This is a genomic window from Haloferax prahovense, assembly GCF_000723845.1.
Lineage (GTDB): Archaea > Halobacteriota > Halobacteria > Halobacteriales > Haloferacaceae > Haloferax > Haloferax prahovense.
In genome coordinates this window covers 163,856-186,547 of the sequence record NZ_LK053002.1, presented here as the reverse complement: position 1 = coordinate 186,547, position 22,692 = coordinate 163,856, and the positions used below count along the sequence as shown (strand labels likewise).

The 22,692-nt window shown below is 66.6% G+C and carries 19 protein-coding genes; 9 read left to right on the top strand and 10 right to left on the bottom strand.

The genetic code is table 11. The features are described 5' to 3' along the window. The first annotated feature begins 206 nt into the window (after nucleotides 1-206). On the top strand, nucleotides 207-815 hold the full coding sequence (locus tag BN984_RS17845; protein WP_049968913.1) for a hypothetical protein: 609 nt from the start codon (nucleotides 207-209) through the stop codon (nucleotides 813-815). A gap of 268 nt (nucleotides 816-1,083) precedes the next feature. After that, nucleotides 1,084-1,245 carry a hypothetical protein gene (locus BN984_RS19515; RefSeq protein WP_156037901.1) on the top strand — a complete coding sequence of 54 codons (162 nt, stop codon included), beginning with the start codon at nucleotides 1,084-1,086 and terminating at the stop codon, nucleotides 1,243-1,245. A 125-nt stretch (nucleotides 1,246-1,370) separates the two neighbouring features. Here the strand turns inward: BN984_RS19515 and BN984_RS20020 are convergent, their stop codons facing one another. The 5 genes from BN984_RS20020 to BN984_RS17820 all read right to left on the bottom strand — a co-directional run bounded on the left by BN984_RS20020 (nucleotide 1,371) and on the right by BN984_RS17820 (nucleotide 7,157). Next, the gene (locus BN984_RS20020; RefSeq protein WP_233517303.1) at nucleotides 1,371-1,850 is read right to left on the bottom strand and encodes a helix-turn-helix transcriptional regulator; all 480 of its coding nucleotides are present in this window, start codon (nucleotides 1,848-1,850) and stop codon (nucleotides 1,371-1,373) included. Between the two features lie 373 nt (nucleotides 1,851-2,223). After that, the gene (locus BN984_RS17835; RefSeq protein ID WP_004977928.1) at nucleotides 2,224-2,793 is read right to left on the bottom strand and encodes a helix-turn-helix domain-containing protein; all 570 of its coding nucleotides are present in this window, start codon (nucleotides 2,791-2,793) and stop codon (nucleotides 2,224-2,226) included. 146 nt (nucleotides 2,794-2,939) lie between these two features. Next, nucleotides 2,940-3,773, bottom strand: a complete 834-nt coding sequence (locus BN984_RS17830; protein ID WP_049968912.1) for a phosphatase PAP2 family protein — start codon at nucleotides 3,771-3,773, stop codon at nucleotides 2,940-2,942. Further along, a complete protein-coding gene (locus tag BN984_RS17825) occupies nucleotides 3,770-5,626 on the bottom strand; it encodes an ABC transporter substrate-binding protein (protein WP_244877487.1) in 1,857 nt (618 codons plus the stop codon). Before BN984_RS17825 ends, BN984_RS17830 begins: the two co-directional genes overlap by 4 nt. A gap of 61 nt (nucleotides 5,627-5,687) precedes the next feature. Further along, nucleotides 5,688-7,157 (bottom strand): hypothetical protein, encoded by a 1,470-nt coding sequence (locus BN984_RS17820; protein WP_008094236.1) that lies wholly within the window; start codon nucleotides 7,155-7,157, stop codon nucleotides 5,688-5,690. Between the two features lie 139 nt (nucleotides 7,158-7,296). On the opposite strand from BN984_RS17820, the gene BN984_RS17815 reads away from it, so the two are divergent. The 4 genes from BN984_RS17815 to BN984_RS17800 all read left to right on the top strand — a co-directional run bounded on the left by BN984_RS17815 (nucleotide 7,297) and on the right by BN984_RS17800 (nucleotide 12,415). Continuing rightward, complete coding sequence (locus tag BN984_RS17815) at nucleotides 7,297-8,649, top strand: aryl-sulfate sulfotransferase (protein WP_049968910.1); 1,353 nt, start codon at nucleotides 7,297-7,299, stop codon at nucleotides 8,647-8,649. 10 nt (nucleotides 8,650-8,659) lie between these two features. Then, complete coding sequence (locus BN984_RS17810; protein ID WP_049968909.1) at nucleotides 8,660-10,363, top strand: ArnT family glycosyltransferase; 1,704 nt, start codon at nucleotides 8,660-8,662, stop codon at nucleotides 10,361-10,363. Nucleotides 10,364-10,391: 28 nt separating this feature from the next. Continuing rightward, nucleotides 10,392-11,726 (top strand): phosphohexomutase domain-containing protein, encoded by a 1,335-nt coding sequence (locus BN984_RS17805; protein WP_081909263.1) that lies wholly within the window; start codon nucleotides 10,392-10,394, stop codon nucleotides 11,724-11,726. 92 nt (nucleotides 11,727-11,818) lie between these two features. Further along, nucleotides 11,819-12,415, top strand: a complete 597-nt coding sequence (locus BN984_RS17800) for a SprT-like domain-containing protein (RefSeq protein WP_008094227.1) — start codon at nucleotides 11,819-11,821, stop codon at nucleotides 12,413-12,415. Nucleotides 12,416-12,447: 32 nt separating this feature from the next. Here the strand turns inward: BN984_RS17800 and BN984_RS17795 are convergent, their stop codons facing one another. Then, nucleotides 12,448-12,642 carry a hypothetical protein gene (locus tag BN984_RS17795; protein ID WP_042664366.1) on the bottom strand — a complete coding sequence of 65 codons (195 nt, stop codon included), beginning with the start codon at nucleotides 12,640-12,642 and terminating at the stop codon, nucleotides 12,448-12,450. 403 nt (nucleotides 12,643-13,045) lie between these two features. Here BN984_RS17795 and BN984_RS17790 point away from each other — a divergent pair, with 403 nt between their 5' ends. Beyond that, nucleotides 13,046-13,735 carry a DUF1028 domain-containing protein gene (locus tag BN984_RS17790; RefSeq protein WP_049968908.1) on the top strand — a complete coding sequence of 230 codons (690 nt, stop codon included), beginning with the start codon at nucleotides 13,046-13,048 and terminating at the stop codon, nucleotides 13,733-13,735. Nucleotides 13,736-13,780: 45 nt separating this feature from the next. Here BN984_RS17790 and BN984_RS17785 read toward each other — a convergent pair whose 3' ends face one another. The 4 genes from BN984_RS17785 to BN984_RS17770 are packed head-to-tail and all read right to left on the bottom strand — an operon-like array spanning nucleotide 13,781 to nucleotide 19,478. After that, complete coding sequence (locus BN984_RS17785) at nucleotides 13,781-15,934, bottom strand: dipeptide ABC transporter ATP-binding protein (RefSeq protein ID WP_049968907.1); 2,154 nt, start codon at nucleotides 15,932-15,934, stop codon at nucleotides 13,781-13,783. Further along, nucleotides 15,931-16,830 carry an ABC transporter permease gene (locus BN984_RS17780; protein WP_008094223.1) on the bottom strand — a complete coding sequence of 300 codons (900 nt, stop codon included), beginning with the start codon at nucleotides 16,828-16,830 and terminating at the stop codon, nucleotides 15,931-15,933. Before BN984_RS17780 ends, BN984_RS17785 begins: the two co-directional genes overlap by 4 nt. Next, nucleotides 16,830-17,789 (bottom strand): ABC transporter permease, encoded by a 960-nt coding sequence (locus BN984_RS17775; RefSeq protein WP_008094222.1) that lies wholly within the window; start codon nucleotides 17,787-17,789, stop codon nucleotides 16,830-16,832. The genes BN984_RS17780 and BN984_RS17775 overlap by 1 nt, the downstream gene beginning before the upstream one ends. Nucleotides 17,790-17,804: 15 nt before the next feature. Beyond that, a complete protein-coding gene (locus BN984_RS17770; protein ID WP_008094221.1) occupies nucleotides 17,805-19,478 on the bottom strand; it encodes an ABC transporter substrate-binding protein in 1,674 nt (557 codons plus the stop codon). A 426-nt stretch (nucleotides 19,479-19,904) separates the two neighbouring features. Here BN984_RS17770 and BN984_RS17765 point away from each other — a divergent pair, with 426 nt between their 5' ends. Together BN984_RS17765 and BN984_RS17760 are read left to right on the top strand one after the other, a co-directional pair. Further along, nucleotides 19,905-21,152 carry a Zn-dependent hydrolase gene (locus BN984_RS17765; RefSeq protein WP_008094220.1) on the top strand — a complete coding sequence of 416 codons (1,248 nt, stop codon included), beginning with the start codon at nucleotides 19,905-19,907 and terminating at the stop codon, nucleotides 21,150-21,152. A gap of 400 nt (nucleotides 21,153-21,552) precedes the next feature. Beyond that, complete coding sequence (locus BN984_RS17760; RefSeq protein WP_004977952.1) at nucleotides 21,553-22,368, top strand: IclR family transcriptional regulator; 816 nt, start codon at nucleotides 21,553-21,555, stop codon at nucleotides 22,366-22,368. Nucleotides 22,369-22,692: the final 324 nt, after the last annotated feature.

Here is a 22,692-nt window from a genome sequence, read left to right as displayed (position 1 = left end):
GCCGAACAGTCGCGTCGATAGTCGCTTGGGTGTGTGCGTCTCATAGCATGTCCTGCGGTCCTGCGACCGCTGTCGAGTGCCAGACACCAGGAACCCATTATTATGGTTTAGATAAGCCCACAGCGCCACTGAAGCGTCGATTCCAGCGATTCAGTGGGACGGGACACGTAGTTTTATTTTTATAGATTACATAGTCGAGCACGTCAATGGCACCATCGTGGGCACCGGGAGGTCCCGACGACACAGGAGAGCAACCGGGACCATCACTCGACGACAGACCCGGCCTCGGCGGTGTCGCCGAATCTCGACGACGGGACACCATCGTTTCGCTCGTGAACGAGCGTTCCGAGACGCCGTACACCGTCGGCGAGCTGACCGTCGCGCTCTCGGAGTGGTTCCAAGACGAGACGGACGGGATGGTCCCGACGGACGAGGAGATACACAGCGTGCTCTTCGACTTCGACCTGCCGCGACTCGACGCCGACGGTCGTCTCGTCTTCCACCGCGAGACCGGGCGCGTCTTCGCGCCGACCCACGAGGCGGCCCACGCGATTCGCACATCGACCGGGATAGACCCGGGTTCGACTCTCGATAACGCAGGAGGCACGGACCGAGGTTCGGTCGCGCCCGAGTCGACTGGCGACCGAGTGACGGTCTCGCGAAAACGGTTAGTGAACTTCGGTGTCATCTTGGTTGGCGTCGCCGGCGTCGCCGTCACCGCATCGAGCGTGAGCCCACTAGACACGTCTTTCGCCCTCGTCCCCGCCGTGTTCGTCGTCCTCTTCTTCGGCTACCGCACCCTCACCGAAGAGTGACGCCAGCGAATCCTTGGGAAGTCGAACGGTTCGTCTCGCGGCACTATTTCGCTCGGTTTACCGGGGCTGTAACGCCGGCCGACGCCGAGTCGACCGCAGAAAACCCGAGTAAATGACAACAAAATATTATGAGTTTGCGGTCTTTTCCGTGTCAGTTACAGCCTGAATAAGGATATGCCGATGCGCACAATCCACGACCATGCCTCGTGGACACGTAACAAGCGGGACAGAGACGCCAACCGCGACCCCAGAGGAGGTCCGGTAGCCGATGCTCACGGGAGAGTTCGCCGCGGTGAGCGCACTGTTCGTCGGCCTCGCGGTCGTCACGTCGGGTCTGGGGCACGTGAACCGCGTCGGACCGTCGTACGCCCGAGCGCGCCAGCTCGTGTTCCTGTTCATGCTGTTCGGGACGGTCACGCTCGCGCTGTGAATCGCGACGGTGGGACTTCGCCCGGTCCGCCATCGAGTCTCACGTCGGCGTCCTCGTCGCGTCTGTGCGCGGGGACGTGTCCTCACGGCACGCTCCACGGCGAGTCGACCGAGCGGTCGAATCGGCTACTCGTCGTCCTGCGGGAGGACGACGCACTTCCCCGACCCGAGTTGGAAGCGCTCGATTCGCCCCTGCGTCTCCATCCGACACAGCGTTCGGCTGATAGTCGAGTCGGACCACCGCGTCCGCTCGACCAGCTGCGACTGCGGCAGTCGCCCACCCGCGACGATGAGCAGTTGAAGGATTCGGCGCTCGGAGTTGAGCAGTTCGGGGTCGACGCCGAGAAGCCCGTGATTCGCCTCGGAGTCGGACGACGCGTGTCTCTCTGAATACGGGGACGCGTCCACCGAATCAGTGGTCGGTTGCCCACCGTTTCTGCGGCCGGAGCGGGTCGAGAGGGACACAACGAGACGGACGAACGCGTGCCAGCAGGCCGCGAAACGCGAGGCGATGGCTCGTCGATACCCGAGCGCACCACCTCCCGCTCCGGCGGTGCCCGCCGCGGTCCCGGCCAAGTAGGTGTCATCGTTACTGCGGTCCGCCATAGCTCACTATCTGTGCCTCATCTTTTTGTACGTGTTACCAACGTGGTTAGGGATGCGTTCTGTGTCATAGATTGCGGTAACGGTACCCGGATGGTTCGGTCGCCGGATAGCCGGCGGCTCGTCGATGTCGAGGGCGGGAACGAGTATCCGTCGTACCGAGCGTTCGACGGCGGTGGAAGCGCCGGGACGGGGGACGCAACCGATGGGACGTGCAGGGTCCCGGAACCGACAGAACAGCGGCGCGGTCGGACCGAGGGACCGACTGCGCAGCGAGGGGTCACAGCGTCCGGCTCTGTCGTTCGCACCGAGTACTCGTTCCAACAGTTGCTATCTCGGCTAGACCCCTCGTCTTATCGGTTGCAAGTGCAAGCGCCTAATAAGGGAGGCTCGGTGGCGGCCGCTCGACGAGCGCCCTCCGAATCAACCTCTCGTGACCGCGTCGGAGTCGCTGCGAGGTCGCCTGGTGGGTGACACCGAACGCGTTCGAGAGCTCCCTTATACCCGAATCGCGGGGGACGCTGTAGTACCCCTGTCGGAACGCGGTGACGAGGGTGCGGTACTGCCGGTCGGTCAGCCCGAACCGCGTCGGGTCCTCGAGGTTCTCGGGCGACCGAAGCCGTTCGACGTCGAACTCCGTTCCGGTGCGTCGCCATCCGTCGCCAAGCGACCCGATCGAATCGCGGTCGTGGGCGAAGACGCGGACCACCCACTCACCGTCTCGGCCGTGGGCGTCGAGAACGCTGAGGCCGCCGTCGACGAACAGTTGCATGAACTCGTCTGCGAGCGGCCTGAGGCTCAGACGGTAGACGCCGCCGTGGGACGACGGGGCGAACGGTGCGACCGACCCGACGCTCGGGTCGTCTCGAAGCGACGACGCAATCTGCGCTGGGTCGTCACTCCGGACCCACAGCAGCGGCGAGAGCGTGGGCCCATCGAGTTGCACGGAGCGAACCAGACGCGCCTCGGTGATGGAACTGCGTGAGAGGACATCATCGAGAACGAACGCTGACGCCGGGATTCGAAGTGTAATGATGGCGCTCACGACCGACCACAGGAACCGGCCGGACCTTATTATCCGGGCGGTAAGGGTTACGCGTCGGCGGACTGGCGGCCGACGAGCCAATCGCCGAACGCGACGCTTCCGACTCCGAGGACGACGCCGGCGACGACGTCGGTCCCCCAGTGAATCCCGAGGTACATCGTCGAGAACGCGACCGCGGCGGCGAGCACCGACGCGACGACGGCCCACGCGGGGTACGTCTCCCGCGTCCGAATCGCAATCGCCGCCGCCGAGACCGAAAGCGACGTGTGAAGCGACGGGAACACGTTCGTGTTCACGTTCACCTCGCCGGTGAGTATCTGCGTCTGCGGGTAGGTGCTGTACAGAAGCGACTCGACCTGTCCCGGCAGGAGGTTACGGGGACCGTAGGAGATAAACAGGACGTAGCATGTCAGTCCGATGGCGTAGTTCGCCGCGTACGTGACCGCGGTGAGTTTCAGCGGTCGCTCGTCGGCCGCCACGAAGTACGCGACGAACGGGAACATGAGAAGGAAGACGTATCCCGAGAGGTACACGGTCGAGAGGACGGCGGTGAGCGCCGGCGTCGCGAGCGACTGAACGTGCTGGACGAAGTTCCCCTCGATAGCATAGATGACGCCGGTGGCGTTCCATCCCAACGCCCACGACACTTCCGGGCCGACGCCGCGGGCGACCTTGTTCACGAGGAGAACGACCGCCAGCAGGCCGAGGTACGGCGCGGCCTCGCGCAAGCGGTCGCTCCCCGACCCGTACGCCGCCGCGAGACGCGACGGTCCGACGATAGCGAGCGTTGCGAGCGCCAACGCGACAGCTGCACCGCCGAGCACGCGAGCGAGAACCGCGACGAGCGGTGAGAAGCCTATCGAGGATTGAGCGGAAATCATTCTTGAATGAGGAGGTCGCCGTCGCCCGAGTAGGCGTATCCCGCGTCTTCGAACACCGACCGCGCTCGCTCCGCGTCGAGCGTGCCGGTCCCCGAGTCGCCGACGAACTCGAGTTCGGACACGGCCTCGTCCCACGCATCACCCGCTGGGACGTACGTCGTCGCGACCAGCGGTGACGACGCCGGTTCGGTCTCGCCGTCGAACACCGAATCCACGAGGAACTCGCGGTCGACGAGCCGGGCGACCGCCCGTCGGAACCGGGGGTTCATGAACGGCGGCCGTCGGTGGTTGTAGCCGACGTGATAGCACCACTCGGGCCGGCTGGTGCGAACGGAGATTCCGGGTTCGTCCGCCGCGGCCGCCCTCGAATCGGCCGACAGCGAGTTCGCCGTCGCGTCGACGGCGTCGGTCGCGAGCAGTTCGACGGCGGCGCCGTCGGAGGGAACGACGTCGAACCGAAGCGAGTCGAACGAGAAGCCGCCGTCGAACCGGGACAGTCGGCCGTCGAGCGCGTCGTCGGCGAGGAAGTGGTCCTCGAACGGTTCCATCGAAACCGACTCTCTGGCCGTCGTTCCCGTCACGCGAAGCGGTCCGCTTCCGACCGGTTCGAGGTTGTTCCGGACGAGCGCCTCGGTGACGGTGCCCCCGTCGAGCCACGAGACGCTCGTCGGGCGGGCGAACGGTTCCCAGACGTGCGCAGGGAGCACCGGAATCGTCAGCGCCCGCGCCGCGGCCGGTTCGCTCACGTCGCCGAATCGAATCGTCACCTCGCGGTCGGACGCGGCGTCGACCGACTCGACGAGCGAGGCGCGACCGCGGTATCGCGGCGACGGGACCGGCTGGTCGAGCGAGCCGAGCGCCGTGTCGGAGATGAACCGGAAGGTGAACGCCACGTCCGCCGCCGTTATCGGCTCGCCGTCGTGCCACGCGAGGTCGTCGCGGAGCCGGACCGAAAGCGTCGTCTCGTCCCCGTCGGCCCACACCCACGACGCGGCCATCCACGGCCGCATCCGGTCGTAGACCGGACGACCCAACGAGTCGTAGACGAGGTCGAGGAGCGTCCCGTCCGACCGAAACGGCGTCGAAAGCGGGTTGAGGTTCTCCGTCGGACGCGAGTCGCCGATCGTCATGCGGAGTTCGTTTTCCGGGGCCGGTTCGTCGGTCGTCGTCGCGGACGTCGAGGTCGGTGCGGGCGTCGACGACGACGTGACCGCCGACTCGGTTCGCGAGGCGGTCGCCGTGGTGGTGACAGCCCTGGCACCGAGATATCCCGTGAGGCTGTGGATTCCAACGCCGTCCGGCCAGTCGACCCGCACCGGCCGAGTCGCCTGAGCCGGGCGCGGGGCCGCGACGGGCGTGAACGGTTGGGCCTCCACGACGCGCCGTTGAATCTCCGCGAGCGTCGCGGCGCGGACGGAACCCGTCTCGGTCCGCTGTCGCTCCAGAAGCGAGTCCAACGACAGGTCGCCGTATCCGAACGGGTTTTGCCAGCCGCGTCCCGGGCCGTAGCGAGAGTGGAGCAGGGGACGGAGGAAGTCCGGGTCGCGCCGGAGCAGCAGCCGGGAGACGTAGATATCGAAGTCGTGGTTCGAGAGCACGTCGCGGAGGAGCTCCTCCCGGCTCATCGGGACCACGGTGGCCGCGACGCCGACCGTCTGGAGGCGGGTGGCGAGGTAGCGGGCGAGCCTCGTCGCCGTCGCGTCGGTGTCCGCGGGAACGGTCTTGATAGAGAGCGAAAACGGCGTCCGCTCGTCGCGCGAGACCGTCGATTCGAGCTGCCGGACGCACCCGCTGGTCAGGCCCGCGCCTGCGAGCGCCAAAACCGACCGTCTAGAGAGTCGTGTTGATGACATGTACGGGAGGGCAGGTAACTGTCTTGGAGCGCGGTGTCGTTATTATCCGGGGGCTAAGCGCCTAGATACCCAAGAAAAGCGGCCACGCGAACAGGAACAGCCACAGGCAGACGGCCGCCGAAAGCGCCGCTCGCCGGGGCTCAGACGAGTCGAAGCGACGGTGGCCGGCGACGGCGAGCACGCCGAGCGCGACGAGCACGGCGAACCGGTGGAGGACGACTTCGACCGGGACGACGGCGACACCTATCATCGCGAAGTCGGCGACGAGACCCACTCCGTAGCCGACGAACGCGGTGCCGAACCACAGTTCCGAGGAGTACCCCCGCGGCAGGCGAGCGGCCAGAACGGCCGGCGCGAACGCGAACACCGGAAAGAGCAGTCCGGCGACGACCTTCGGGTGGTTCGGAACGACGCGTTCGAGCCCGAGGGCGGCCGAGCGGACCAAAACCGGGAGCGCGACGAGTGCGACCGCGAGCGCGACGACGCGCTGGAACCGGTCGTCGGCGAGGCGCGACCAGCGGAGGCGCTCGACGAGCGCGCCGAGTTCGTCTCGGCGAGTGGCGAGCGCGGCGAGTCCACCGACACCGACGAAGCCGACGGCGAGCACGGACAGGACGGTTCCGACGCTCTCCGGCCCCGTCGGCGGCGTATCGAGTGCCGAAGAGGTGTCGTCGCGTTCGGAGCCGGCGCGCTCTGCGGCCTCGTCCCTGGTTGTCGCCGACCCGGCGGTGGTCGGGCGAGACACGTCGTCTCTCGGGAGCGTCGAGAGTTGCGGCGGCCCGAGTTCGACGACCGACACCCAGCCGTCCGCGTCGATGATGCCGCCGTTGGCGAACCGCTCGCGACGAACGTCGACGACGGTCGGGCGGCGCATCAGGTCGCGTTCGACGACGTGTTGCGGGCCGGCAAGGCTCGTCACCGTGTGTCGAAGCCGGAACCAGTCCCAGTAGTCTCGGTGGGCCTGAATCGCCGTCCACGAGTCGTCCGGGGTCCCGCCGCCGTACAGTCGGAGGTGAGTACGGCTCCCGAAGTACGTCCCGTCGTGGAGCTGCATCGACTCCGCAATCCACAGCCCGCTCGAGTCCGCGGTGTCGACGAAGGTAAACCGGTCCGCGCCCGTGGCCGACCCCCACGGGGAGCCCGCCTCGGCGGCGGGGGGCTGTTCGGTGGACGCCTGTTGCCACGACTCGTTCGTCTCGTCCCACGTCGCGTCGCGCGAGTACAGGAGCAGCGAGCGGACCCGCGCGGGGTTCCCCTCGACGACGACGTTCACCGGCAGTGTCAGCGTTTCAAACGACCGGTCTCGGCTGGTGAACGGCCAGAGCCTGTCCCCCCGGTCGCCGACCGGGACCAGCCGAACGTCGTCGGCAGATTTCGGACCGTTCGGTGCCGACTCGACCGTCGCGGCCGTCGAAGCGCCCCCGTTCGCGCCGAAATCGACGACGCTCGCGGTCGGCACCGCTGTCGCCACCAAGAGGAGAACGAGACCGAGGACGACGAGGCTCTCGGCCGCCCCGAGACGAGACGCCATTGTGTCGTCTACCCGCCCTCGGGACCCTAATTATTCCGTGCGTAAGGTCCGGTCGAGCACGTTCCACGTCGATGGGCACGGACGCACCCGCAGTTTAGCATCCGGATAGTAAGACCGTCTACCGATCGACGACTACGAAATGGTCAAGCGGACGCATCTGCGAGTCGCCGCGGCAGTCGCCCTCCTCGTCTGCGCGGGTATCGTCGGGGGCGCGTACCTGAGCCGACCGACCTCGGCGGTGACGGACGCGACCGGCGAGAGTGCACGGGTCGCGCCCGCGAACGGGACGACGGTCATCGCGACCGACTCGAACACGTGGCTCGGACGAGAGAGCGACGGCCCACGAGCGAACGCCGAACTCGTCGCGTTCGGTGCCGACGGAGAGCGGCGATACTACGACGATTCCCACACCCGCTACTGGGACGTCGACCCCGTCGAGGGGACGAACGCGACGGTCGAGTACCTCTACGCGGACCATCTGACACCCGAAGAGTGCGGCGGCGAGGGCGAGTGCACGCGAAACGGCATCGAGCGCGTGAACCTCACCACCGGGAGCGTCGAGGGGATTTACAGCCGCGTGACCGCCGGGAAGCACTCGACGCGGTGGCACGACGGCGACCGGCTGAGCGATTCGACGTACGTCGTCGCCGACATCGCCGCGGACCGCGTGTTCGTCGTGAACACGACGACGGGCATCGTCGAGTGGTCGTGGGACGCGCAGGCGGCGTTCGACCCCGCGACGACCGGCGGGCCGTATCCCTCCGATTGGACCCACCTCAACGACGTGGAGGTGCTCGAAAGCGGGCACATTCAGGTCAGTCTCCGCAACCACGACAGAGTGGTGTATCTCGACCGCGAGACCGGCCTCGTCGAGAACCGAACGCTCGGAAACGGGTCTCACGGCGTCCTCTACGAGCAACACAACCCCGATTACATCGAGAATCCCACCGGCGACGACGCCGTCCTCGTCGCCGACTCTGAGAACAACCGCCTCGTCGAATACCGCGACGACGACGGTCGGTGGGTTCGCTCGTGGCACTGGCGGGACGCGCAGTTACAGTGGCCGCGAGACGCCGACAGGCTTCCGAACGGCCATACGCTCGTGACGGACTCGAACGGAAACCGCGTCTTCGAACTGGACGAGACCGGCGAGGTCGTCTGGAGCGTGCCTATCGCGTTCCCCTACGAGGCCGAACGGCTCGGGACCGGCGACGAGAGCGCGGGTGGACCACCCGCGCACGAACTCGGTCTCCGGAATCAGGCGGCCGGCGGCTCGACGGTCGGAGACGGCGGCCCGTCTCAGTCGTCGGTACTCCCCGGACCGGTCGTGAACGCCGTCTACTACGTCCTCCCACGGTGGATGGGCGTCGCCGAACTGTTGGTGTCCTGTCTCGGGCTCGCTGTCGGAGTCCTGTGGGCCATCGCCGAGCTGCGGTGGCTCCCGTACCGCGTCTCGCTCACGAACCCCGTCTCGCTTCGAAAGCGCAAGTGAGAGTTACTCCATGAATTCAACGACCGACGAAACGGCGAACGGCCTCGACCCCGCGGCACCGGGCCGCGCGAACGCGTTCACCGACGGCGTTCCCGGCCTCGGCCGCGAGAGCCACGCGTGGTTCGCACTCGCCCTCGTCGCCGGACTCGTCGTCTCGGTGACGTACGTGGCGACCCACGACTACCCGGCCTACGGGTCCGGGCTGTACCTCGAAATCGCCGAGCAGATTCGGACCGGCGGCTACGCGCTCCCGGCTTCGATTCCGTACTACGACGACGGGATTCCGTTCGCGTACCCGCCGCTCCAGTTCTACGTGGTCGCGTTCCTGACCGACCTCGGCGTCTCGGGGACGACGCTCAGCCTCGTCCTCCCGGCCGTCGTCACGGTGCTCTACCTCGTGCCGTACTACGGAATCGCGCTCGAACTCCTCCCGACGCCGCGGCAGGCGGGAGTCGCGACGGCGATTCTCGCGGTCGCTCCACCGGTCCTGCAGTGGCACCTCTCGGCCGGCGGCATCGTCCGCGCGTCCGCGTTCTTCCTGTCTCTCTGCGGAGTCTACGTCGGAGCGAGACTGTTCCGCCGCGGCACTCGGCGGCCGCTGTGGGTCGGCTCCGGCGTCATCTGCTTCGGGCTGACGGTCCTCTCCCATCCGACGTACACCGTGTTTTTCGGGGTCAGTTGGCTCGTCCTCTACGCGATGCTCGACCGAACGCTGCCCGGGCTCGTCAGCGGTGCCGCGGTGGCTCTCGGGGGACTCGTCCTCGCCGCGCCGTGGTGGGCCAACGTCGTCACCACTCACGGCGTCGGGGCCTTCGTGGGTGCGGCGGGCAGTCACAGCGGTATCGCCGGCGGCGTCGGGCGGCTCCTCGACCAGTTCGTCTACCCGCTGGACCCGACCGTCGTCACGGTGTTCTTCCTCGCGAATTTCGCCGCCGCGGGCGTGCTCGTCTCTCGGAGGAAATTCACGCTGCCGCTGTGGCTCTTCGTCTGCGCGTACGTCATCGGAAAGGAGCGCTTCCAGTTCGTCGCCGGCGCGATGATGATTTCGACGGTGCTTTTCGGCGTCGTCGTGCCGCGGCTGACCGACAGGGCTCGCGGGTCGCTCGACAACCGGCAGCTGATGGCCTCGTCGTTGGTCGTGGTTCTCGTCGTCGGGACGAGTCTCGGCGGGTTCTACGCCGCGAGCGGCCTCGGCGCGGCGCACCACGGCAGCCCGAGTCTCCCCTCGTTCATGGACGACGACGACCGAGAGGCCATGGAATGGGCGAGAAACGACACCGACGCGAACGCGTCGTTCGTCGTACTGTCAGACGCGGCCGAGTGGTTCCCGCACTACGCGAAGCGGACGATGCTCGTGGGGCCGTGGGGCGTCGAATGGAAGAGCCCCGACAGGTACTACGACCAGATTTCGGCGTTCAAAACGGCGAGTACCTGCGAGAACGCGACCTGCGTCACCGAATCGATGGCCTCCGTCGACGCCTCGCCCGACTACCTGTACGTCCCCCGCGGGACGTACACCGTCCGGGGGCTCGAAGAAGACGGGACCGAACGGCTTCGCGCCTCGCTCGCGGACAGTCCCCGGTATCGACGAGTCTACGGAAACGACGGGGTCGTGGTGTACGAGGTCGTGTCGGACGATACCGACGCCTCGGCGACCGAACCCGCCGTTTTGTCGGACGCTAAGCGACGCCGACCGGGATTATCCGGCCGATAGTAAACACACCTCGGGCGGACAGTGGGGTATGTTCGCACCATCACGAATCCGCGGTTCGTACGGGACGCAGGTGACCGCGAAACTCGCCCTCAAAGCCGGTCGCGCCCTCGCCGGAACGGGCGACGAAATCGTCGTGGGCCACGACCCGAGCGACAGCGCTCGTCTCCTCGCTGACGCGGTCGCGACCGGGGTCTGCGAGTGCGGCGGCACCGTCCACCGACTCGGGCCGGTGGCGAGTCCGACCGTCTCTCACGGCGTGCGGCGACTCGGCGGCGACGCCGGCGTGGCGGTGACGACCGTCAGCGACCCCGCCGAGGACACCGGGCTGAAACTGTTCGACGACGACGGCTCGCGCCTCTCGTGGGAGCGACAGAGCAGGGTCGTCCGCCGGGTCAACGGCTCGTCGGCCGAGGTCGCCCCGTGGGACGAAATCGGCGAGGAGCGTCGCTGGGACGGCGCCACGGCACATCACCTCGACCACCTCTGCGAGGGGCGAACTTCGGTTTCCGACACGCGCGTCGTGGTCGCCGTCGGCGAGCGGGACGACGACATCATGGCCGACGCGCTCGACCGACTCGGCTGTGACGTCGAGCGCCTCGACGGAACCACGGACGACTCGTTTCCGCGCCGTCGGGTCGCCGCGGGCGACGACGCGTGCGGGACGCTCCGCCGAGCAGTCGCGGCCTCGGACGCCGATATCGGTCTGGCTCACGACGCCGACGCGGACCGCCTCGTGGCCGTCGACGAGACCGGTGAGGTCGTCGGCGGAGACGCGCTCCTCGCGCTGTTCGCGCGAGAGACGGTTCGCGATGCGGACGGGGACGCCTGCGTCGCCGTGCCGCTGGAGGCGAGTCGTCGCATCGGAGAGGTCGTCTCCGACGCGGGGGGAAGCATCGTCCGGGTCGAGATGGACGGGATTCCGGGGTCCGGACCGGCGGCGAACGCGGACGTCGTCTTCGGCGGCGAGCCGAGCGGCGTCTACCAGTGGCCGGCCGAGTCTCCCTGCCCGGACGCGGCGCTCTCGGCGATTCGCCTCGCGCGGCTCGTCGACGAGGGGGCGGCGCTCTCCGAACAGGCGGGTGAAGTGGCGGCGTACCCGCTGTTTTTCGACTCGTTCGCGGTCGACAACTGCGCCCGCGAGATGACGCGGCTCGCGACTGAGTGTCAGGCGCGCTTCGACGACGTTCGGACCGACGACGGCATCTTCGTCGAGCGCGGCGACGCGTGGTTCGTCGTCAGGGCGAGCCGAACCGAGCGCGTCCTTCGCGTGACCGTCGAAGGGACGTCCCGGAACAGCGCGAAGCGGCTGTTCGACGCGGTTCGGGAGCTCGTGTCCGACGAGAAAGCGACGCTCACAGCCTGACCGCATCCACACCCGCACCAACACCGCTCGACGGCGACCGCGCGGGTGGCACAACACACATATCGGCGCGCTCCGAACCACGGCTCGAAATCGTGGGACACGAAGACGGGAGCCTCGGCGGGTACGACGCTATCGAGACCGGCGACGAGCTGGTGAGCTGGTCGCGGACGTACTGCCGCCACGCGGCGGGTCAATACGACTTCGCCGTGGACTTACACCGCGTCCGGTGGGAAGTGTCCACCCGCGCGAAGCGGCGGGCGGCGGCCGTGAAGACCCCGAACGTCGACGACGCGACGGTCGGTGAGCCGAGACGGTGGACCGGCACGTCGTCGCAATCGGCCGAACTCGACGCCGCGCCCACGTGTACCATGTCGCTGTCGTGGCGGGCGTTCGAGTCGTTCGACCGCGGGGAGTGGACGGCGACGCTCCGGCACGAACTCGTCCACGTCGAGCAGTTTCAGGCGTTCGGCACGACCGACCACGGTCCGGCGTTCAAGCGCCGCGCCGAGGCGGTCGACGCGCCGGTCCGCGTCCGCCGGTTCGCGGAGCCGAAGTACACCCTCACCTGCGAAGCCTGCGGCGCGGACGTCGCCTACCGCTACCGCGAGTGCAAACTGGTCCGCGAGTCGTCGGCTTATCGTTCGGCGTGCTGCGAAGCGCCGCTCGACTGCAGAGAGCGCGAAGAATAGCGGGCGAAAACCACGTTCCGAGCGGCGAACGACTACCGACTCGGCGGGTGCGCCCGCGCCTCCCGAATCGCCACGAACGCGACGGCGAGGACGAACACGAGCGCCAGGAAGAACTCGACGCCGGGAACGGTTCCGGCGACGGCCCAGACGTACACGTCCTCCGCACCGAGGATGACGAACAGTCCGAGGAGAATCACCACGCCGGTTCGACCGATGCCGAGTCTCATACGTTCGTCTTGCCACCGCGACAACATAAGCCTTGGATTCGACTGCCGGCCCGCGAGACGGTCGGTATTGCTCTCCGAGACAAATACTGCACCGCAGTAGAGCGTCTCCCGAATGAGCTTTTTCGCTCAATCAGAAGCTGGGGTGATAATGCAATCATTCACGACTGATTCAAAAACATCCGGATAGGAAAGTACGATAAATAAGAAATAGTGCTCATCAATGATGTCTCTCATTTACAATACTATCTCGGTAGTTGCGAACGGGGAGGACGCTGAATCCGGTGCGGGACTCCACAGAGTCCGAACTGTTACGTCGCGCTCGGACACTACCCGCGTCTCCGTTCCGCTCCGCGAGAGGGAGAGTATTTACCGTGCGAGCGTGACCGAAACGCAGTACCGTACTATGCGACACGTCCCAGGAACCTTCTCGATAGCGGCGCGCGACCCGGACGCGAACGTTTTCGGCGCGGCGGTAACGACCGGCACGGTCGCTGTCGGCGCGACCTGCCCCTACGTGAGCGCCGGCGGCGCGGCGGTCACGCAGTCGTACACGAAGACCGAACACGGCCGCGACGCGGTCGCCCGCGCGGAAGCCGGCGAGCGCATCGACGACGCCTTCGAAACCCTCCTCGACGCCGACGACCACGCCGCCTACCGGCAGGTCCACGGCGTCGGCGCGGCCGGCGAGTTCGCCTTCACCGGCGGCGAGTGCGTCTCGTGGGCCGGCCACCGCGTCGGCGACGACTACACCGTCGCGGGCAACATGCTCGCCGGCGAGGCGGTCGTCGAGGCGACCGCCGAAGCGTACGAGTCCGCCGACGGCGACATGGCCGACCGACTCGTCTCGGCGCTCGAAGCCGGCGAGGCGGCCGGCGGCGACGGCCGCGGCGAGATGAGCGCCGCGGTGCTCGTCCACGCGCCGACGCCGGAGTTCTACCACAACCTCCGGGTCGACCTCTCCGACGAACCGGTGTCCGACCTCCGCGACCTGCTCGCGGAGGCGCGGCGCGCGAAAGACCAGATTCGCCGCGAGACGGACGCGCAGTTCGGCGACTACCCCGACGAGATTCTCGACTTCGGCGTCAAGTACTGAACCGGCTTCGGCGCTAAATACTGAGAAGAGACCGCGCGGGCGGATTCAGTCCGAGTCGGCCGGACTGGTCTCCGCGCGCTTCGACGGCGTGATGAACGAGTCACGCTGGCTCATCTCCTCCTCCGAGAGGTGACAGGAGATGTAGTGGTCCGCGCCCCCGACCGATTCGAGCTCCGGGAGCTCCTGCTCGCAGACGTCGCCGATTTTCTTCGGACAGCGCGTCTGGAACGGACAGCCCGACGGTGGGTTGATGGGACTCGGAACGCTCCCCTCAAGCAAGATGCGGTCCGTCTCGCGGTCCGGGTTCGCGTGGGGGACCGCCGACAGGAGGCTCTCCGTGTAGGGGTGGAACGGCGGCGAGAACACCTGCTCGATGCTCCCGAACTCCGCTATCTTGCCGAGGTACATCACGGCCACGCGGTCGCAGATGTGCCGGATGACACCGATGTTGTGCGAGATAAACAGGAACGAGATGTTCTCGTCTTCCTGAATCTCGTTCAGGAGGTTGAGAATCTGCGCCTGCACGCTCACGTCGAGCGCCGAGACGGGCTCGTCGCAGACGATGAGCTTCGGTTCGACCGCGAGCGCGTGCGCGATGGCGACGCGCTGTTGTTGTCCCCCGGAGAACTCGTGGGGGTACTTGCTCGCGGCGGCCCGCGACAGGCCGACGCGTTCGAGCAGGTCGCCCACTCGCTCGCGCTTTTCCTCGCCGGTGGCGATGCCGTGTTTCTCCATCGCGCGCCCGACGATTTGGCCGACGGTCTTCCGCGGGTTGAGCGAGCTCTGGGGGTCCTGGAATATCATCTGCATCTCGCGGCGCAGACTCCGAATCTCCGAGGAGCCGAGCTCGTGGAGCGGCTGTCCCTCGAAGTACACCTCGCCGTCGGTCGGGTCGAGGAGCCGGAGCGCGGTGCGAGCGACCGTGGACTTCCCGCAGCCGGACTCGCCGACGAGCCCGACGGTCTCGCCGGGATAGACGTCGAAGCTCACGTCGTCGACGGCCTTGACGTGCCGCCGTTCGACGGTCGGCAGGCCGCCGCCCTCCCACGAGAGGTGGACGTTGCCGAAGACGCCCTCGCCGGCGTTGAAGTACTTCTTCAGGTTCCGCACCTCGAACAGCGGTTCGCCGCTGCGGTCGACGTCGCGGCGGCCGGCCCCGGATTCGGGGACCGTGCTCTCCGAGAGGTCGAGGTCGGCGGCGTGGAGACACGCCGCGCGCGACGAGTCGTCGCCGACGGAGTCGAGCGACGGGTCGCCACCGGTCCGGCACGCCTCGGTGGCGTGCGGACACCGCGGCGCGAAGTTACAGCCGCTCGGGAGGTTCCCGAGGTCGGGCATCGCGCCGTCGAGCGTCGGCAGTTCGTCGTAGTCGGTGTCGACCTCCGGGATGGAGTCGATGAGCGCGCGGGTGTAGGGGTGTCGCGGGCGGTCGAACAGGTCGCCGAGTTCGGCCGTCTCCACGAGGTTCCCCGCGTACATCACGCCGACGTGGTCGCACGTCTGGGCGACGACGCCGAGGTTGTGGGTGATCATCAGCACGGCCGTTCCTTCGCGCTCCTGCATCTCGTTGAGCAGGTCGAGAATCTTCGCCTGCGTCGTCACGTCGAGCGCGGTGGTCGGCTCGTCGGCGATGATGAGGTCCGGCTCGCAGGAGAAGCCGATGGCGACGAGGACGCGCTGGCGCATCCCGCCGGAGAACTCGTGGGGGTAGTCGTCGATGCGTTCTTCCGCGTCGGGGATGCCGACGTCGTCCATCGATTCGATGGCGAGCTGGCGTGCCTCTGACTTGGAGACGTCCTGATGGCGGCGAATCGTCTCCGTGATCTGCTCGCCGACGGTCATCACCGGGTTGAGCGACGACATCGGGTCCTGCGGAATCATCGCGATGCGGTTGCCGCGGATGTCGCGCATCTCGGCTTCCGTCTTCTGCAGGAGGTCTTCCCCGTTGAAGACGACCTGCCCGCCGGTGATTTCGCCGGGCGAGTCGATGAGGCGCATGAGCGACCGCGCCGTCACGGACTTGCCCGCGCCCGACTCGCCGACGAGACCCATGGTCTCGCCGCGGTCGAGCGAGAACGACACCTCGTTGGAGGCGACGATGGGGCCGCTATCGGTGCGGAACTCGGTTCTGAGTCCGCGCACGTCGAGCAGCGGGCCGTCGTCGGCCTCGCGGTCAGTCGCGGTGGTTGGTGCGCTCATTCTATCGCCTCCACTTTGGGGTCGAGCACGTCACGCAGTCCGTCGCCGAGCATGTTGAACCCGACGACGGCGATACCGATAGCCAGCGCTGGGAACAGCAACATCCACGGCGCGGTCTCCATGAAGCCGCGACCGGTGTTAATCATCAGCCCCCACGACGGCCGCGGCGGTTGCGCGCCGAGGCCGAGGAACGACAGGCTCGCCTCCGCGAGGATGGCGAACGAGACGTTCAGCGACCCCTGAACCAGCATGGGCGCCATACAGTTCGGGAACACCTCGCTGAAGACGATGCGCGAGTCGCTCTCGCCGCGGGCGATGGCGGCCTCGACGTACGCCTCGTTGCGCTCGGCTAACGCCGCGCTCCGCGAGACGCGGGCGATGTACGGCGTGTAGACGAACGCGAGCGCGATGACGACGTTACTCAACTCCGGGCCGAGAACGACCAGGAGCGTGAGCGCGAGCAACACCGGTGGGAACGCCATCGCGGCGTCCATGACGCGCATCAGTATCTCGTCGGTTAACCCGCCGGCGTAGCCGGCGACGACACCGACGACGGCCCCGACGGCGAGCGCGCCGGAGATAGCTCCGAAGCCGACGTACAGCGAGATGCGGCTTCCCATGACGACGCGGCTGAAGATGTCGCGGCCGAGGTCGTCGGTGCCGAACGGGTGTTCGACCGACGGGGCCTGCGAACGGTCTTCGATGTTCGTCGCGTCGATGGGGTACGGCGCGATAATCGGCGCGAAGATGGCGACGAGCACGAGCAGCACCACGATGGTGAAGCCGAGCATCGCCTTCGTGTTGCTGCGGAACTTCCGGACGAACCGGGCGATGCGGTCGCGCTGTGACTGCGTGATGGTGAAGCGACCGCGGTCGGTCTCCTGTTCGGTCGCCATCAGTCGTCACCTCCGTAGCGGATGCGCGGGTCGAAGTACGCGTACAGCAGGTCTGCGGCGAAGTTCGAGAACATGTAGATAAGTGCGACCACGAGGATGCACCCCTGAATCAAGGGGATATCGCGGCTCTGAATCGCGGTCAGCGTCAGCCGACCGATGCCGGGCCAGAAGAACACCTCTTCGAGCACGACGACCCCGCCGAACGCGTAGCTGAACTGGAACGCGATGACCGTGATGACGGGGATGATTGCGTTCTTGAGCGCGTGTCTGAGGACGATGACCCGTTGGCTCATCCCCTTCGCACGCGCGAGATTGATGTACTCCTCGCTGAGAACCTCAAGCATCGACGACCGGGTCATCCGCATGATGTAAGCGGTGAGCGCGAAGCCCATCGCTCCCGCGGGGAGGACGAGTCGCGTGAGCGACCCGACGAGGTCCTCGCTCGGGGAGACGTACCCCCCGGTCGGAAAGAGGTTCAGCCAGACGGCGAACACCAGGATGAACACCAGCCCCCACAGGAATATCGGCATCGAGATGCCGACGAAGGCGAACATCGAGGCGCTCACGTCGGGCGCTTCGTTCTGGTTGACGGCGGCGTAGACGCCGAGCGGGACCGACAGCACGACGGCGACGAGCGTCGCGGCGACGGCGAGCATCATCGACCGGGGCAGACGCTCGGCGATGAGTTGCGACACGGGTTCGCCGAACCGGAGCGATTCGCCCATGTTCCCCTGGAGGAGCCCGACGACCCAGTCGATGTACTGCACGTACAGCGGGCGGTTGAGTCCCAGTTGGGTTTGGAGCGCTTCGAGCGATTGTTCGGTCGCGTTGGGGCCCAAGATGAGCAGGGCCACGTCACCGGGCAGGATGTTGGTGACGGCGAAGGCGATGAGCGTGACGAAGAACAGCGTCACCGCCATGAACCCGACGCGCCGAAAGACGTAGTTGTACATCGACATTGTGTGGAATCTGTGTTAGCGGTCGAGCCAGTTGTCGCCGAACTGCAGCGTCGACCCGTCGGGCGCGCCGATGTCACCTTTGTACTGCGAGGCGGCCCCGTAGAGGCTCGGCTGCCACCACAGGAAGAGGTGGCCGGCGCGGTCCTCGTGGAGAATCTCCGTCGCCTGGTGGTAGAGGTCGGCCCGCTCCTGTTCGTCGTAGATAGTGCGCGCCTCCTCGACGAGCGCGTTGTAGTCCTCGTTCACCCAGTTGGTGAAGAAGAACGCCCCGTTGGGGTGCAGGAATTTGTAGAACGACACGTCGGGGTACCAGAGCGCGAGGTAGGAGCTCGTCGTCGCCTGGAAGTCGCGGTTGGAGTAGACGTCCGAGAGCCACGTGCTCCACGTAATCTGCTGGATTTCGAGGTTGATGCCGACCTCGGCGGCATCGGCGGCGATGACCTCCGCGGCCTGCACCTGCGTCGGGTAGGACTGCGGAATCTTGAACGTCGCCGTGAAGCCGTCGGACATGCCGGCGGCGTCGAGGTGCTCTTGGGCCTTCTCGAGGTCACGTGGGCGGGGTTCGATGTCCGGGTTGACCCACGGACTACCGGGCGTCGCCGGGGACGCGGTGGTCTGACCGGTGCCGTAGAGGGCCGCCTCGGCGACCTTCTCCTTGTCGATGGTGTAGTCGAGCGCGAGGCGGGCGTCCTTGTTGTCGAACGGAGCCACGTCGCAGTTCAGGCCGAGGTAGACGAGCGATTTCGGGAACTGCTTTTCGAACCGAACGTCGGGGGCCTGCTCGACGCGGGAGACGTCCTTCGGCGCGATGCCGTTGATGAAGTCGTACTCGCCGGCGAGGAACGACTGGAGGCGGACGCTCGGGTCCGGCACCTCGCTCTTGACGATGGTGTCGATGAACGGGCCGTCCTCGTCGGACGCGCCCCAGTAGTCCTCGTTGCGCGACATCGTGAACGAGGTCTCGATTTCGCGGCTCTCGAACACGTACGGGCCGGTCCCGATGGGTTCTTCGACCATGTCCTTCTCGGCGTTCTCGGCGGGCATGACCGACAGTTCCGCCGTCGCCATCTTCGCGAGGAACGGCGCGAAGGGTTCGGTGAGTTGGACCTCGAAGGTGTAGTCGTCGGGGGCGCGAAGCTCCTCGACGTAGTCGAAGAAGCCGGTGGCGAGGTAGTCGCCGTTCTGGACGCGCTCGTAGCTCGCCAGCACGTCCTCGGAGGTCATCTCCTTGCCGTTGTGGAAGGTGACGCCCTCCCGGAGGTTGAACGTCAGGAGCGTGTTGTCGTCGGACTGCTCCATCGACTCCGCGAGGTGCGGCTGGATGGAGTAGTCGTCCTGTAGCGCGACGACTTCCTCGTAGATATTCTCCAGGACGCGCTTCGAGGCCGCCGAAGTGTCGATGTGCGGGTCGAGCCCCTGCACCGGCACTGCGCCGCCCCACTGGAGCGTGCCGCCCTGCTTCCCGCCGCTCGCGGCGGTCGTGTCGGTGCTCTCCGTGTCGTCGCTTCCACCCGAGGACCCCGAATCTTCGGTCGTGCTGTCGTCCGAACCGCCGCCCGTACACCCGGCGAGCGCCGCCGCGCCGGTCGTCGCCGCCGCCCCGAGGAAGGTACGGCGGTCGAAACGACTGCGACGCGTGCCGTCGCCGGTGCTGTCGGAGGAGTCGCTCCCCTTGCCATTCTCTTGCATACAGTCGCTCAAATCCGTTACTGTGTGATAAAAATTGTGGTTGTGTGAGTACAACCCCCATATCGAGACGGAGAAGATGTAATATCAGATACTGTTCCGAGCGCCGAACGCGAGTGAACTGTAGAATGACCAATTCTATCTCGTCCGTGTCCGGGATTACTCCACGAATGTCAACCCTCTCGTCGCAAACGACGGCCCGCATCGGCGTCCCGCAGGTCACTCGCGGCGACCGAACCGTCGCCGACGCGCGTCCTCGAACGTCGCCGATGTGCGCCCTCGAACGACACGGGTGGTGGGCAGAGTCCCAGAACCCACATCCAGCGCGCCGTGCCTGCTGATTTCGGGGAGTTCGCGGCCACTCAGTACTGTCACGCATGTGACCGAATTCCAAACAGTAAAATAGGGTTAGTCACGAATCCGGGAACCATGCGAGTCAATCAGCAGCGACTCCGCAGCGACATCGAGTCGAACGCGGAGTTCGGGGCCGTCCCGACGGACGAGGGTCGGGGGCGGACGGTCCTGAGCGGCAGCGAGGCGGACCGGCGGGCGAGAGAGTTCTTCTGCGAGCGCCTTCGGGACGCCGGTCTCTCCATCACCATCGACGAGGTCGGCAACATCGTCGGTCGGTGGGTTCCCGAGAGCGCGGACCCCGACGCGGCCCCCGTCGCCACGGGAAGTCACCTCGATTCGGTCCCCGAAGGCGGCATCTTCGACGGTCCGCTCGGCGTCTACGCGGGGCTGGAGAGCGTCCGCGCGATGCAGGACGCCGGAATCGAACCCGTCCGACCCGTCGAGGTCGTCAACTTCACCGAGGAGGAGGGCCAGCGGTTCGGCGGCGGCCTCATCGGGTCGGCGGTCGCCGTCGGCGAGTTGAGCGTCGAAGAGGCCCTCGACATCGAGGACGCCGACGGGATTCCGCTCGGCGACGCCCTCGCGGACATCGGCTACCGGGGCGACGGGCGCGTCGACGCCGCCGACTGGGACGCGTGGATAGAGCTTCACATCGAGCAGTCCGAGCGCCTCGAAGACGCGAACGTCCCCGCCGGCGTCGTCACGAGCATCGTCGGTCTCTCCCGGTGTGCCGTCGAAATCACGGGCGAGGCCGACCACGCCGGGTCGACACTCATGGACGACCGGTCGGACGCGCTCGCCGCCGCCAGCGAGTTCGTCCTCGACGTGGAGCGCGCGACGACCGAGCGAAACGAGGTCTCGGAGACCGCGGTCGGGACCGTCGGCAAACTGGAGGTCTCGCCGAACGCGCCCAACGTCATCGCCGGGAAAGTCGACCTGACCGTCGACATCCGCGACGTGGCGTACGACTCCATCGAGTACGTCATCGACGAGGCGGCGGCGAGCCTCGACCGCATCGAGGCCGAGCGCCCGGTCGAGGCCGCGCTCTCGCACCCGTGGGACCGCAAGCCCGTCGAGATGAGCGAGCGCTGCCGCGCCGCGCTCCACGACGCCGGGACCGACGCCGACCTCGAAACCCTCGACCTCCACTCCGGGGCGGGCCACGACACCATGCACGTCGCGGCCGTCACGGACGCCGCACTGCTCTTTGCCCCCTCCCGCGACGGCATCTCGCACAACCCCCGCGAGTGGACCGACTGGGAGGACTGCGCCGACGCGACTCGCGTGCTCGCCGGCGCGCTCGCCGACCTCGCGACCGAGTGACGAAACCGCCCGACTGACGACTGCTGTTCTCGGTTCCCTTCTCCGCGGACCCGCCCTATCGGTGCGTTCGAATCGACCGCCGCCCGCCGCTCGCGACGACCGCGTAGTCGAAACGCCCGCCACCACGATGCACTATTCTCCACCCAGAGTCCCTGATACACGTGTTTTCTCGCTGTACGGTGAGTCTCGAATCGGTTAGAACACCGCGGTGTTTGTACAATGAGAACACAGTGGCTAAGTAGTCGAATTCGCTCGTTTCGGACACGTTACAGACGATATTCGAAATTAAAATCACGCTGATCACGCTATTTTGCGGCAAGCGGTGCGACTTTCCGGCGATTTCAGAAGTGACCGTTCGTCAAATACAAACACATATGACTTCGCGGCTTCGAACTTGACTATGGCAGACGAACACACGACCGGTTCGCCGCGGACCCTGAAGACGGTGTCTCGTGCGTTCGATGTCGTTCGGGCGCTCGAGGAGCTAGACGGCGCGCGGGTGACGGAGTTGGCGAATCACCTCGACCTCTCGAAGAGCGTCGTCTACAACTACCTGAGCACGCTTCGAGCCGAGAAGTTCGTCGTGAAGGAAGAAGACACCTACCGGCTGTCGCTGCAGTTCCTCCTCGTGGGCGAGTACGTCCGGTACCAGAACATCCTCTACCGCATCGGAAAGCCCGAAATCGAGGAGCTCGCGGAGAAGACCGGCGAGTACGCGCACCTGGCGACTGAACAGCACGGGCTGGGTATCAATCTCTACAAGGTGAGCGGCGAGAAGGCCGTCGGGAGCGACTACCAGGTGAACAAGCTCCAGCGCGCCGACTACCTCCACTTCTCGGCGACGGGGAAAGCGATTCTCGCGCACCTCCCGAAAGAGCGCGTCGAGTGGATTATCGACCAGTACGGCCTGCCGGGCAAGACGGAGGCGACCATCACGACCCGCGAGGAGCTCTTCGAGGAGTTGGAGACGATTCGCGACCGGGGCTACTCGCTCAACGACGAGGAGGAGATCAAGGGCCTGCAGGCCATCGGCGCGCCGGTGACGAACCGTCACGGACGCGTCCTCGGCTCCATCAGCGTCTCCGGTCCGGTCCGCCGGATGAAACAGCCCGACTACCACGAACAACTCATCGAGAGCGTCGTCAACACCGCCAACGTCATCGAAGTCAACGTCAACATGGAGGAGTCCGACGACGACTTCCCGACGTTCAGTTAGCGGTCCGCGTCGTCCTCAACGCTTCTACGACGGTATCGCTTTCGCGCCGACCGCGCGTCGATACGGTTCACAAACGGAGAACCAACGGTCTCGTCCGAGTCGCGGGCGAGTCGGAGACCGCTCTCGGTACGATCGACGGGCCGAACGAGTCTCCAGTCCCCCGAATCTCGGCGTCATGCTGTCGAAGCCGCGCTCGGCCCCTCGATACGACTCGTCGGCCGAGATTGACGGTTTCGAACGTCGGACGGTCAACGCGCCCCGAAAAGTTTCGAGAACGGAATATCTGAGAGACGACACACGACAACGAGTATCGCGATGTATTGA

Excerpts from the sequence above, each read along its gene's own strand:
- BN984_RS17830 (WP_049968912.1), bottom strand. The coding sequence starts at position 3,773 with ATGATTTCCGCTCAATCCTCGATAGGCTTCTCACCGCTCGTCGCGGTT.
- BN984_RS17760 (WP_004977952.1), top strand. The coding sequence starts at position 21,553 with ATGGCAGACGAACACACGACCGGTTCGCCGCGGACCCTGAAGACGGTG.
- BN984_RS17845 (WP_049968913.1), top strand. The coding sequence starts at position 207 with ATGGCACCATCGTGGGCACCGGGAGGTCCCGACGACACAGGAGAGCAA.
- BN984_RS17790 (WP_049968908.1), top strand. The coding sequence starts at position 13,046 with ATGCGACACGTCCCAGGAACCTTCTCGATAGCGGCGCGCGACCCGGAC.
- BN984_RS17780 (WP_008094223.1), bottom strand. The coding sequence starts at position 16,830 with ATGGCGACCGAACAGGAGACCGACCGCGGTCGCTTCACCATCACGCAG.
- BN984_RS19515 (WP_156037901.1), top strand. The coding sequence starts at position 1,084 with ATGCTCACGGGAGAGTTCGCCGCGGTGAGCGCACTGTTCGTCGGCCTC.
- BN984_RS17765 (WP_008094220.1), top strand. The coding sequence starts at position 19,905 with ATGCGAGTCAATCAGCAGCGACTCCGCAGCGACATCGAGTCGAACGCG.
- BN984_RS17815 (WP_049968910.1), top strand. The coding sequence starts at position 7,297 with ATGGTCAAGCGGACGCATCTGCGAGTCGCCGCGGCAGTCGCCCTCCTC.
- BN984_RS17820 (WP_008094236.1), bottom strand. The coding sequence starts at position 7,157 with ATGGCGTCTCGTCTCGGGGCGGCCGAGAGCCTCGTCGTCCTCGGTCTC.
- BN984_RS17775 (WP_008094222.1), bottom strand. The coding sequence starts at position 17,789 with ATGTCGATGTACAACTACGTCTTTCGGCGCGTCGGGTTCATGGCGGTG.
- BN984_RS17770 (WP_008094221.1), bottom strand. The coding sequence starts at position 19,478 with ATGCAAGAGAATGGCAAGGGGAGCGACTCCTCCGACAGCACCGGCGAC.
- BN984_RS17795 (WP_042664366.1), bottom strand. The coding sequence starts at position 12,642 with ATGAGACTCGGCATCGGTCGAACCGGCGTGGTGATTCTCCTCGGACTG.
- BN984_RS17805 (WP_081909263.1), top strand. The coding sequence starts at position 10,392 with ATGTTCGCACCATCACGAATCCGCGGTTCGTACGGGACGCAGGTGACC.
- BN984_RS20020 (WP_233517303.1), bottom strand. The coding sequence starts at position 1,850 with ATGGCGGACCGCAGTAACGATGACACCTACTTGGCCGGGACCGCGGCG.
- BN984_RS17785 (WP_049968907.1), bottom strand. The coding sequence starts at position 15,934 with ATGAGCGCACCAACCACCGCGACTGACCGCGAGGCCGACGACGGCCCG.
- BN984_RS17825 (WP_244877487.1), bottom strand. The coding sequence starts at position 5,626 with ATGTCATCAACACGACTCTCTAGACGGTCGGTTTTGGCGCTCGCAGGC.
- BN984_RS17810 (WP_049968909.1), top strand. The coding sequence starts at position 8,660 with ATGAATTCAACGACCGACGAAACGGCGAACGGCCTCGACCCCGCGGCA.